General features: G+C 68.0%; 10 protein-coding genes and 1 pseudogene. 6 read left to right on the top strand and 5 right to left on the bottom strand.

Translation table 11 applies throughout. The annotated features are described in order from the left end of the window. Window positions 1-116 precede the first annotated feature (116 nt). Window positions 117-1,268, top strand: a complete 1,152-nt coding sequence (locus tag AC07YH_RS06175) for an isovaleryl-CoA dehydrogenase (protein WP_494746131.1) — start codon at window positions 117-119, stop codon at window positions 1,266-1,268. Here the strand turns inward: AC07YH_RS06175 and AC07YH_RS06170 are convergent. The 4 genes and pseudogenes from AC07YH_RS06170 to AC07YH_RS06155 form a co-directional block, all read right to left on the bottom strand. Then, window positions 1,265-1,981 carry an alpha-L-arabinofuranosidase C-terminal domain-containing protein gene (locus tag AC07YH_RS06170; RefSeq protein WP_494746130.1) on the bottom strand — a complete coding sequence of 239 codons (717 nt, stop codon included), beginning with the start codon at window positions 1,979-1,981 and terminating at the stop codon, window positions 1,265-1,267. The genes AC07YH_RS06175 and AC07YH_RS06170 overlap by 4 nt on opposite strands. Window positions 1,982-2,059: 78 nt before the next feature. Next, window positions 2,060-2,737, bottom strand: a complete 678-nt coding sequence (locus AC07YH_RS06165; protein ID WP_494746129.1) for an alpha-L-arabinofuranosidase family protein — start codon at window positions 2,735-2,737, stop codon at window positions 2,060-2,062. 257 nt (window positions 2,738-2,994) lie between these two features. Beyond that, window positions 2,995-3,080 (bottom strand): annotated as a pseudogene (locus tag AC07YH_RS06160) (hypothetical protein). 88 nt (window positions 3,081-3,168) lie between these two features. Further along, entirely contained in the window at window positions 3,169-3,318 is a 150-nt protein-coding gene (locus AC07YH_RS06155) for a hypothetical protein (protein WP_494746128.1), read from the bottom strand. A gap of 144 nt (window positions 3,319-3,462) precedes the next feature. Here AC07YH_RS06155 and AC07YH_RS06150 point away from each other — a divergent pair, with 144 nt between their 5' ends. Then, window positions 3,463-4,236, top strand: coding sequence for a methyltransferase domain-containing protein (locus tag AC07YH_RS06150; protein ID WP_494746127.1), 774 nt, complete (start codon window positions 3,463-3,465; stop codon window positions 4,234-4,236). On the opposite strand, the gene AC07YH_RS06145 is transcribed toward AC07YH_RS06150, so the two are convergent. After that, window positions 4,214-5,989, bottom strand: coding sequence for a patatin-like phospholipase family protein (locus tag AC07YH_RS06145; RefSeq protein WP_494746126.1), 1,776 nt, complete (start codon window positions 5,987-5,989; stop codon window positions 4,214-4,216). The two genes, AC07YH_RS06150 and AC07YH_RS06145, sit on opposite strands and share 23 nt — an antisense overlap. 170 nt (window positions 5,990-6,159) lie before the next feature. Here AC07YH_RS06145 and AC07YH_RS06140 point away from each other — a divergent pair, with 170 nt between their 5' ends. From AC07YH_RS06140 to AC07YH_RS06125, 4 genes are read left to right on the top strand one after another with little or no spacing between them, the layout of a single operon-like run. Further along, window positions 6,160-7,752: a carboxyl transferase domain-containing protein gene (locus tag AC07YH_RS06140; RefSeq protein WP_494746125.1), complete on the top strand. Its 1,593-nt coding sequence runs from the start codon at window positions 6,160-6,162 to the stop codon at window positions 7,750-7,752. A gap of 22 nt (window positions 7,753-7,774) precedes the next feature. Beyond that, window positions 7,775-8,614, top strand: coding sequence for an enoyl-CoA hydratase-related protein (locus tag AC07YH_RS06135; RefSeq protein WP_494746124.1), 840 nt, complete (start codon window positions 7,775-7,777; stop codon window positions 8,612-8,614). A 24-nt stretch (window positions 8,615-8,638) separates the two neighbouring features. Beyond that, window positions 8,639-9,943, top strand: a complete 1,305-nt coding sequence (locus tag AC07YH_RS06130; RefSeq protein ID WP_494746123.1) for a DUF3667 domain-containing protein — start codon at window positions 8,639-8,641, stop codon at window positions 9,941-9,943. 9 nt (window positions 9,944-9,952) lie between these two features. After that, window positions 9,953-11,917, top strand: coding sequence for an acetyl/propionyl/methylcrotonyl-CoA carboxylase subunit alpha (locus AC07YH_RS06125; protein WP_494746122.1), 1,965 nt, complete (start codon window positions 9,953-9,955; stop codon window positions 11,915-11,917). Window positions 11,918-11,929: the final 12 nt, after the last annotated feature.

Raw genomic sequence — 11,929 nt, 5'->3', positions numbered from 1 at the left:
GCGCGCCAATCGCCGAAACCGGCAACCACTTTCGGCTGGCGCGCTAGGGGAACTTGAGCAAGAACGCCCGCAGGTCACAAAGACCGGCGGGCGTTTGTGCTGTGGGAGGAGCTAACATGACGAATTTCGCACCCTCGATGGATTTCGCGCTGGGCGAGACGGCGGACGCGATCCGCGACACCACGGCCCGCTTCGCCGCCGACAAGATCGCGCCGGTCGCCGCCAAGATCGACGAAACCAATGAATTCCCGCGCGACCTGTGGGTCCCGATGGGCGACCTGGGCCTGCACGGCATCACGGTCGAGGAAGAGTTCGGGGGCCTCGGCCTCGGCTATCTCGAGCACGTGATCGCCATGGAGGAGATCTCTCGCGCCTCGGCCTCGGTGGGTCTCAGCTACGGCGCGCACTCCAACCTCTGCGTCAACCAGATCCGCCGCTGGGCCACGCCCGAGCAGAAGCAGCGCTACCTGCCCAAGCTGATCAGCGGCGAGCACGTCGGTTCGCTGGCCATGAGCGAGGCCGGCTCGGGCTCGGACGTCGTGTCGATGAAGCTGCGCGCTGAACAAAAGGGCGACCGCTACGTCCTGAACGGCACGAAGTTCTGGATCACCAACGCCCCGCACGCCGACACCCTGGTGGTCTACGCCAAGACGGATGAGCGCCGGATCACCGCCTTCATCGTCGAAAAGGGCATGAAGGGCTTCAGCGTCTCCAAGAAGCTGGACAAGATGGGCATGCGCGGCAGCGACACCGCCGAGCTGGTGTTCGAGGACTGCGAGATTCCGGAAGAGAACGTCATGGGCCCGGTCGGCGGCGGCGTCGGGGTGCTGATGAGCGGCCTCGACTACGAGCGCGCCGTGCTCAGCGCCGGTCCGCTGGGTATCATGCAGGCCTGCCTGGATATCGTCCTGCCCTATGTCCGCGACCGCAAGCAGTTCGGCCAGGCCATCGGCTCGTTCCAGCTGATGCAGGGCAAGATCGCCGACATGTACGTGGCCCTGAACTCGGCCCGCGCCTATGTCTACGCCGTGGCTCGCGCTTGCGACGCCGGCAAGACCACGCGCTTCGACGCGGCCGGCGCGATCCTGATGGCGTCCGAGAACGCCGTGAAGGTGTCGCTGGAAGCCATCCAGGCCCTGGGCGGCGCCGGCTACACCAAGGAGTGGCCGGTCGAGCGCCTGCTGCGCGACGCCAAGCTCTACGACATCGGCGCCGGCACCAACGAGATCCGCCGCTTCCTGATCGGCCGCGAGCTGATCGGGGCTTAAGGCTCCAGCCGCACCACCGTCACCGACGCCGGCGCCAGGGGCAGCACCAGCTTGCCGCCCTTGGCCTTGGCGCTGACGGGCTTCGGCGCGACCGTGTTCGGGGCCTCGAAGGTGTTGATGCTGTTGAAGCGCGGCGCGGCCAGGGTCCGGCCGACGACCGCCTTGGCCGGTAGTTCGACCTCGGCAGCCTGATGCGGATCGAGGTTCGTCACCGCCAGCCACAGCGCGCCGCCCTTGTCGCGGGCGGCGATGGCGTCCAGGCGGGGCAGGGCGGTGTCGCCTTCCTGGTAGGTCCCCGCGTCGAGCTTGATCGGCACGGACGTCGCGTCCTGGAACGGCGTGTACATCGAGAACAGGTGGTAGGTCGGCGTCAGCAGCATCTTGCCGCCGTCGGTCAGGATCATCGCCTGCAGCACATTGACCATCTGGGCGATGTTGGCGCCGCGCACCCGGTCGGCGTGGCGGGCGAAGATGTTCAGGGTCAAAGCCGCCAGCAGCGCGTCGCGCTGGCTGTTCTGCTGGTAGAGGAAGCCGGGGTTCGTGCCCTTCTCGACCGCGTACCAGGCGCCCCATTCGTCGACATAGAGCCCGACCTTCTTCTCCGGGTCATAGCGGTCCATGATCGCGGCGTGGTCGGCGACATAGGTCTCCATCCGCAGGGCCGACTTCAGCACCAGCGCATAGGCCGCCTCGTCGAAGCCGGTCGCGGCCATGTTCGGCGGCCACTTGGCGAAGCCGGAATAGGCGTGCAGCGACAGGGCCTCGAAGTCCCAGGCGTAATTGCGGTTGCTTCAGGCCTTCATGACCGTGTCGGTCCAGACCTTGTCGTCGTCGCTGGGGCCGGCGGCGACGCGGACCATGCCCTTCTGGCCGCTGTCATAGTTGCGAGCGAAGGTGGCGTACTTGCGCAACTCCTGCACGTACTGGTCGGCGGTCATCGCCCCGCCGCAGCCCCAGTTCTCATTGCCGATGCCCAGCAGGCGCACCGTGTAGGGCGCGGGGTGGCCGTTGGCGGCGCGTTCCTTGGCGAGAGCGGTCGGCCGGTCGGACGTCATGTAGTCCATCCAGTCGGTCATCTCCTCGACCGTGCCCGAGCCGACATTGACCGACACATAGGCGTCCGCGCCGATCTGGTCGGCGAAGTCCATGAACTCGTGCGTGCCGAAGGTGTTGGGCTCGATCACGCCGCCCCAGCTGGCGTTCAGGGTCGGCTGGCGGGTCGGGCCGACGCCCTTGCGCCAGTGATAGGTGTCGGCGAAGCAACCGCCAGGCCAGCGGACATTGGGGACCTTCAGGGCCTTCAGGGCGCCGACGACATCGTTGCGCATGCCGCGGGTGTTGGGGATCGGCGAGTCCGGGCCGACCCAGACGCCTTCATAGACGCCCCGGCCCAGATGCTCGGCGAACTGGCCGAAGACGTCTCGGGCGATCACGGGGCCGGCGGCCTTGGCGTCGACGGTGATCGTCACGGGCGGGGCCTGGCTCGCCGTCACCGCTGTTACCGCTATCAGAATTGCCGCCGCAAAAGCCCGCATCCGCCGTCCTCCCGCTTTCTGGTTATCGGGCTAGTCAGGCATGGCGGGGCGGCGGGGCGCAAGCGGGCCGTAGTCGTAGATGGAAGTCGTCGCAGACAGAAAAAGGGCCGCCCCGATTGCTCGGGACGGCCCTCCATCGTCGTAGCCGCTCTCGCAGCGTGTGACTTGAACCTTCAGGCGTTCAACGCGCCCTAGGCGGAGACCTCATTCATAAGGCTCCAGGTCACGACTTGCGACCGCGGTTGGAGACAATGAGACACTGGTCACCTCCTTTCAGTTGGTTGAACAACACAGCCTGAATATGGACCCGATTTCGCGAATGAAAAGGGGGAGTCGACCGCGACGAGGCGTCGCGCTGTCCGTGCTCAGATCGTCAGCAACCTGAAGGCAATGAGGATGACCGCCCACAGCGCGAAGGCCGCGCCGACGGCCAAGGGGCGATTGAGGTTGAGACGACGAAAACCTGGCGTCCGGGCCGGAGGGCCGTTGGGGACGAAATTGATGGGCGTGAGCATGCCGCGTGAATCCTTCCCTTAAATCCCTCTGTCGGGGATCTGACTCGAACCGTATGGTAAAAATTCGCCTTTGAGAAGAATTCTTCACAAAAGGTTTTTGCCGCGCGAGTGAAAAATTGTCGCAGGGGAAGTTGGGGAGCGTAGATGGCGAGTTGGGATCCTGACATCTACGCCCTCTATCGCCGTTATCGCGAGCGGCCGGCGCTGGATTTGCTGACCGCCATTCCTCGCGACCTTGAGCCCCGCGAGGTCTGGGACCTGGGCTGCGGCCTGGGCGAGCAGGCGGCGCTGCTGGCCGCGCGGCATCCGATGGCGCGGGTGCGGGGCCTGGATTCCAGTCCGGAGATGCTGGAGCGGGCCAAGGCCCTGCCGGCGCGGGTCGAATGGGTGCTGGGCGACATCGACGGCTTCGCGCCCGACGCTCCAGCCGACCTGATCTTCAGCAACGCGGCCCTGCAATGGGTGGACGATCATGCGAGCCTGATCCCGCGCCTGGCCGACAGCCTCGCGCCCGGCGGCGTGCTGGCCGTGCAGATGCCGGTGGCCGATGGCCTGGGCTGGCGAGGCACGCTCACTGAGATCGCCGCCGAAGGACCGTGGGCCGACCGCTTCACCGGCGTCGAGGGCGTGCGCCACGCCAATGCGGCCGAGGACTACTACGCCTGGCTGGCCCCGACCTGTCCCGAGGTCGACATCTGGACCACGACCTATCTGCACGCCCTGCACGGCCAGGATCCGATCGTCGACTGGACCCTGGGCACGACCTTGCGGCCCTATCTCGACGCCCTGCCCGATGACGAGAAGAAGCCGTTCCTCGACGCTTGGCGGGAGCGGCTGGCGCAAGACTATCCGCGTCGCGAGGACGGCGTGACGCTGTTTCCGTTCAAGCGATTGTTCATCGTCGCGCGGAAGGACTGACCCCGGCGTGCTTCTCGGCCAGGCTGGGCCGGCGGCGCAGCTCATCGACGGGCCGGGGCAAGGCGTCCAGCGCTTGGCTGGCGGCGATGTAGCCGGCCTTCACGGCGGGCTCGAACGCGCGCCAGTCGCGGATATCGACGCCCTCCAGCTTCGGCGTGACCAGCACGTCGGTGGCCTCGCGGGCGGCGGCGAGGTCCCGACCCGTGGTCACGGTGGCCGCGCGCATCAGCAGGGCCACGATCGGCGGGCCCTTGCGCCACTCGCCCGAAGCGATCCAGCTCCAGATCGACGGGGGGCGGTAGACGTCGTCGGCGGTGATGCTGCGGCCGCGGGTGACATCGACCCCGACGATCGGCCCGAGCTGGAACGAGCGCATCACGTCGGCCGGGAAGTTCTTCATCACCGCCCCGTCGACCAGCACCTGGCCTTTTTCGGTGGCTGGCGGCAGCACGCCCGGCAGCGAGATCGAGGCCCGCAGCGCGGTCTGGAGATCGCCGGTGCGATGCAGCTGATAGGCGCCCGAGGTCAGGTTCGACGAGACGCAGAAGAACGGCAGCCACAGGTCGCTGATATCGACCGTGCCGAAATGCTCGTCCAGCCGCGCCTTGACCTTCTCGCCCCGGGTCATGGCGATCAAGGGGAAGGCGATGTCGTCCAGCGGGCTGGTGTCGACAAAAGCCTTGCGGATGCGATGCTCCAGCTCGCCGTCGTCCCAGCCCATGGCGATGCCGGCCGCCACGATCGCGCCCATCGAGGCGCCGCCGACGAAGTCGATCGGGATGCCCCGCTCACGCATCGCCTCGATCGCGCCGATATGGGCATAGGCCCGCGCGCCGCCGCCGGAGAGCACCAGGCCCACGGACTGACCGGTCAGCACCCGCGCCAGCCGCTGCATGTCGGCCAGGCCGTTCTCGCGCAGATGGAACAGCCGCGCCGCCTGGGTGGCCTCCATCCAGGCCGCCGAGCCCGTGGGGCGGGTCAGGGTCGCCGACTGCAGCAGGATCAGGTCGACCAGCCGCTGGGCCTGCAGCGGACCGGAAGCGTAGGAGGGGATTTCGTCCGGCGGCGTGCGGTCACCGCGTCCGATGCGGAACAGGCGGTCCACCTGGCGGCCGACCACGTGCTTCCAGGCGGTCTCGTCGGCCTCGGCGACATAGAGGACGAAGTCGTGCTCGCGCTCGACATTGCTGAACCACTCGGTCGGGGCCAGCAGCGACTCGCCGCCCTCGACGGTGACCGAGTAGCCCAGGGCCTCGATGCAGCGGGCCAGGCGCTCGACCACGGGCCGGATGGCCGCGCCGCCCTCGACGGCGATGAAGCCGAACACCGACGGATCGCCGATCGCCGCGTGGGTCTGGGCCTGGCGGGCGCGGCGGATCATCAGCCGCGACAGCTCCAGCATCACATGCGGGTCTTCCTCGGCCGCCTCGAAGAAATCCTCGCGGGGCAGGGACAGGACCTCGCTGTCGCGCAAGGCGACCATGTAGGCCGAGTGGGCGTTGCCGCCGACCAGGGCCATCTCGCCGGCCGGTTCGCCTGGACGGATGACGCCCAGGAACTGCGGCTCCTGGCCCTCCTCGCGGCGGAAGGCGCCGAGGCGTCCGGTCTTCAGGAAATAGAGCTGGTCGGCGTCCTCGCCGGGGCTGAACAGCACCGCGCCGCCCGGCAGCGAAAACCATGCGGCGACGCCGGTCCGTCGCTCTCGGGCGAACAGGCGGGCCAGGGCCGAGTCGTCGGGCAGGGGCGTTTCCACGGCGCGGACGCTAGCTCAAGGCGCAAGGCTTGACCACGGGGGCGGCTTAAGGCGCAACTGTTGATCTCGAACTGGAAATGTCCGAGAACGGATTTGGCCCGGAATCTTTCTCTTCAGGGTCCAAAAAACTACGACTTCCGGGTTGGGGTGGAAGAGGCTAAGCGTCGGTCATGCCGAAGTTGAACTCCGTTATCGACGCGTCCGGTGACGCTTTCGCCCGTAACGCGGCCCACAACCGCGCCCTGGCCGACGAACTGCGCGCAAAGGTCGCGCACGCGGCCCTCGGTGGTCCCGAGAGCTCGCGCGAGCGCCACGCCTCGCGCGGCAAGCTCTTGCCCCGCCAGCGCGTCGAGCGCCTGCTGGATCCCGGCTCGCCCTTCTTGGAGATCGGCCAGCTGGCCGCCTGCGACCTCTATGGCGGCGAAGCGCCGGGCGCGGGCATGATCTGCGGTGTCGGCCGGGTGTCGGGCCGCGAGGTGATGATCGTGGCCAACGACGCCACGGTGAAGGGCGGGGCCTACTTCCCGATGACGGTGAAAAAGCACCTGCGGGCCCAGGAGATCGCCGCCCAGAACCGCCTGCCGTGCGTCTATCTGGTCGACAGCGGCGGCGCGAACCTGCCGCACCAGGCCGAGGTCTTCCCCGACCGCGACCACTTCGGCCGCATCTTCTTCAACCAGGCCCGCATGAGCGCGGTGGGCATCCCGCAGATCGCCTGCGTCATGGGCTCGTGCACCGCCGGCGGGGCCTATGTCCCGGCGATGAGCGACGAGACCGTCATCGTCCGCAACCAAGGCACCATCTTCCTGGCCGGCCCGCCGCTGGTGAAGGCCGCCACGGGCGAGGTCATCTCGGCGGAAGAGCTGGGCGGGGCCGACACCCATGGTCGTCGCTCCGGTGTCGTGGACCACGTGGCGGAGAACGACGAGCACGCGCTGGAGATCGTCCGCTCGATCGTCGCCAACCTCAACACCACCAAGCCCGATCAGCTGGTCCTCACCGAGTCCGAGCCGCCGCTGTACGATCCTGAAGAGATTTACGGCATCGTCCCGACCGACGTCCGTGCGCCCTACGACGTCCGCGAAGTCATCGCCCGCATCGTCGACGGCAGCCAGTTCGACGAGTTCAAGGCGCTGTACGGCACCACCCTGGTCTGCGGTTTCGCCCGCATCTGGGGACAGCCGGTAGCGATCCTGGCCAATAACGGCGTGCTGTTTTCCGAGAGCGCCGTGAAGGGCGCGCACTTCATCGAGCTGGCCTGCAAGCGCAAGATCCCGCTGATCTTCCTGCAGAACATCTCGGGCTTCATGGTCGGCGGCAAGTATGAGGCCGGCGGCATCGCCAAGGACGGCGCCAAGCTGGTCACGGCGGTCGCCTCGGCCGAGGTGCCCAAGTTCACCGTCCTGATCGGCGGCAGCTTCGGGGCCGGCAACTACGGCATGTGCGGCCGAGCCTATTCCCCGCGCTTCCTCTTTACCTGGCCCAACAGTCGCATCTCGGTGATGGGCGGCGAGCAGGCCGCCAGCGTGCTGGCCACCGTCCACCGCGACGCGGCCAAGTGGACGCCGGAGGAGGCGGAAGCCTTCAAGACGCCGATCCGCCAGCGCTATGAGGATGAGGGCAATCCGTATCACGCCACGGCGCGCCTCTGGGATGACGGCATCATTGATCCGGCGCAAACCCGCGACGTGCTGGGTCTGGCCATCTCGGCCTCGCTGAATGCGCCGATCCCGGAGACCACCTTCGGCGTTTTCCGGATGTAGCGCTTAAAAAGGAACGAGCCCCATGACCAACCCGATCGCCGATCCCATCGTCGAAGTGCCCGACACCGAGACCATGACCCCGCTCGTTCATATCGACAGCACGCCTGACGGCGCGGTGACGGTCTGGATCAACCGGCCCGACAAGAAGAACGCCTTCGACGCCGAGACCATTTCGGGCCTGCGCCAGGCGTTCGAGACCCTGCACGGGGCCGAGGGCGTGCGGGTGGTGTTCCTGCGCGGTGTCGGCGGCGCGTTCAGCGCGGGCGCCGACCTGGACTGGATGGCCGAGGCCGTTGAGCGGGACGAGGACGACAACCGCGCCGACGCCCTCGAACTGGCCCACATGCTCAAGGCCCTGCACGACATCCCGGCCTTGACCGTGGCCATGGTCGAAGGCCCGGCCTTCGGCGGCGGCGCGGGCCTGGTGGCTGCGTGCGACCACGCCATCGCCCTGATCGACGCCAAGTTCTCGTTCTCCGAGGTCAAGCTGGGCCTGACCCCGGCGACCATCAGCCCCTACGTGATCCAGGCCCTGGGCCCGCGGACCGCCAAGCTGCTGTTCGCCACCGGCCGGGTGTTCGACGCCGACGACGCCTGGGGCTACGGCCTGGTCGATGAGGTTTTCGAGGACGTCGCCAGCCTGGAAGTCGCCCGCGACGCCCTGATCGAGGAAATGCTGCCCTGCGCCCCCGGCGCGATGGGCGACGCCAAGGCCCTGGTCAACGACTTCGCTGGCCAGAAAATCGACAAGGGCCTGATCGAGGAGAGCGCCAAACGCATCGCCCGTCGCCGAGTGTCGGAAGAGGGCCAAGAAGGGGTGCGCGCCTTCCTCGCCCGTCGTAAACCGTCCTGGGCTGAATAGACTCAACCGTTGGGGGCGTAGGGCGTGATCACTGGGGCGGAACTGGAAGCGGCGGCGGCGGACTCGGCGGGCGGTTATATCCGGCCGAAGAAGAAGCCGTTCGACCATAAGGGCGAGCTTTGCAAGAACTGCGGCACGCCGCTGGAGGGCTGGTTCTGCCACTCCTGTGGCCAGAGCGCGGACACCCATCACCGCTCCATCCTGCACCTGATGTGGGAGGCCATCGAGGGGATGTTCCACCTCGACGGTCGCCTGGCCAACACCCTGCCGCTGCTGTTCTTCCGGCCGGGCAAGCTGGCCAAGGACTACATGGAAGGTCGGATCGTGCGGCATGTGCCGCCGTTCCGGACCTTCCTGGTGGCCCTGCTGCTGTTCATCTTCGCCGCCGAGCACGCCATCCACGGCCTCCGCCATGAGCAGGAGCTGAAGGAAGAGCGCGAGGCCGCCCAGCTGGCCACGCCGGCCGGCCGCAAGGCCAAGGCCGACGAAATCCGCAAGGAAGCGACCGAGAACCGCGCCGAACGCCTGAGGGACGCCGTCGAACAGCGTGACGGGAACCTCAAGGAAGAAGGCGCCGACAAGGCCAAGATCGCCGAGGAATTCGCCGACGACACCAAGAAGGCCGAGGACCGCTACGCCAAGTCGATGGCCGAGGCCCAGGCGCTGCAGGACAATCCCAACGCCGCCGAAGAGGCCCTGGCCAAGAGCAGGGGCAAGATGTCCAACGCGGCCAAGCAGGTCCGGGACCTGAAGCTGCAGGACGCCGAGACGCTGCCGAACGGCCAGAAGAAACTGACCGGGGTCACGGTCGACGGCACGCAGGTCAATGTCACGGTTCCGCCCCAGGCGAGCATCGACGCGAACGCGAAGGGCCACACGAACCTCGACAGCAACGAGACTGTCAAGGGCTGGAAGCAGAACCTGGCCAAGGCCATCGAGAACCCGGACTACTACCTGCTGGTCCTGTTCGGCTGGGCCCACCGCCTGGCGGTGCTGCTGCTGCCGATCACCGGCCTTAGCCTGGCGCTGGTCTATGTGAACAAGCGCCAGTACTTCATCTACGACCACCTGCTGGTGGCCACGAACCTGCTGTCGTTCTCGTTCCTGATCTATGCCGTGTGCATGGTCCTGCCGATGTCGGCCTGGCCGGCCGCGTTCGGCATCGCCGGCCTGTGGGGGCCGATCAATCTCTTCCAGACGATGCGCGGCGGCTACGGCTCCAGCATCTTCGGCGCCCTGCTGAAGACCTGGATCGTCTGGACCATCGGCGTCACGTCCTTCGGGCTTCTGATGGTCGGCCTGATGCTCTTCACCCTTTCCCAGATGTAGGTCTAAGCCTTGATCTCCTCCGTCCTGATCGCCAACCGAGGCGAGATCGCCCGTCGCATCATCCGCACCGCCCGAGAGCTGGGCGTGCGGACGATCGCCGTCTATTCCGAAGCGGACGCCAACGCGCCCTTCGTGATGGAGGCCGACGCGGCGATCCTGATCGGCCCGGCGCCGGCGAAGGAGAGCTATCTGGATCCGAAGAAGATCCTGGCGGCGGCCAAGCAGATGGGGGCCGAGGCCATCCACCCCGGCTATGGCTTCCTCTCGGAAAATGCCGACTTCGCCCAGGTGGTGACGGACGCGGGCCTGGTCTGGATCGGTCCGCCGCCCTCGGCGATCCGCGCCATGGGCCTGAAGGACGCGGCCAAGAAGGTGATGATCGAGGCCGGCGTGCCGACCACGCCGGGCTATCTGGGCGAGGACCAGTCGGTCGAGCGCCTGGCCACCGAAGCCGGCAAGATCGGCTTCCCGGTGCTGATCAAGGCCGTGGCCGGCGGCGGCGGCAAGGGCATGCGCAAGGTCGATCGCGCCGACGACTTCGAAGCCGCCCTGGGCTCGTGCCGTCGCGAGGCCGCCGCCAGCTTCGGCGACGACCGCGTGCTGCTGGAAAAGTACGTCACCCGGCCGCGCCATATCGAGGTGCAGGTGTTCGGCGACACCCACGGCAACGTCGTCCACCTGTTCGAGCGCGACTGCTCGCTGCAGCGCCGCCACCAGAAGGTCATCGAGGAGGCTCCGGCCCCCGGCATGGACGAGGCCACCCGCGCCTCCGTCTGCGCCGCCGCCGTGAAGGCCGCGCAAGCCGTGGGCTATGTCGGGGCCGGCACGGTCGAGTTCATCGCCGACGCTTCGGAAGGCCTGCGCGCCGACCGCATCTGGTTCATGGAGATGAACACCCGTCTCCAGGTCGAGCACCCGGTCACCGAGATGGTCACCGGCCAGGACCTGGTCGAGTGGCAACTGCTGGTCGCCTCGGGCGAACCGCTGCCGCTGGAGCAGGACGAGATCACGCTGGACGGCTGGGCCATGGAGGCCCGCCTCTATGCCGAAAACCCGGCCACCGGCTTCCTGCCTTCGACGGGCAAGCTGAAACACTTCCGCCTGCCGGAAGGCGATGTCCGCGTCGACAGCGCGGTGGAGGAGGGCGGCGAGGTCACGCCCTTCTACGACCCGATGATCGCCAAGCTGATCGCCCACGGCGCCGACCGCGAGGACGCCGCCCAGCGGCTGGCCGAGGCCTGCGCGCTGGTCGAGGTCTGGCCGGTCAAGACCAACGCCGCCTTCCTGGCCAGGTGCGCCAGCCACCCCGACTTCGTCGACGGCGCCGTCGACACCGGCTTCATCGAGGCCCGCCTGGACGAGCTGGTCGAGCGCGGCTTCAGCGACGAGCCGGCCATGGCCGCGATCGGCTGGCGGCTGGACAGCTTCCTGGAGGCCGAGGCCCGCCGCGACCCGTGGGAGAGCGCGCCGTCCAAGCTGCTGGGCTTCCGCATGAACGCCCCCCGCGCCCCGATGCATCTGCCGATGTCGGCCGACGGCAAGGCCATGCCGCTGCAGGTCGCCCTGATCGGCGGTGGCTCCGAGGACTGGTCGTGGGACATCCGCCACGCGGACGGCGCGACCTTCGACGAGGTCACCCGCCTGCCGACCACCTACGGCAAGGGTCCGATCCAGGTGTTCGAGGGCGGCGACGTCGTCGAGTTCGACTTCGCCGCCAAGGTCGGCGGAGCGGGCGAAGGGGCGGCCTCGGACGGCGCGATCCTGTCGCCGATGCCGGGCAAGATCGTCTCCGTCGCCGTCGAGGCCGGCCAGGCGGTGACCAAGGGCCAGACGCTGCTGACCCTGGAAGCCATGAAGATGGAACACGCTCTAGCGGCTCCGTTCGACGGCGTGGTGGCCGAGCTGACGGCGGTCGCCGGCGGCCAGGTCAGCGAGGGCGTGGTGCTGGTGAAGCTGGAAGCGGCGGCGGGCTGAGATCCTCCCCCG

This window comes from Caulobacter sp. GW456-12-1-14-TSB4 (genome assembly GCF_059424195.1).
This window is presented reverse-complemented; position numbering and strand designations above follow the sequence as displayed.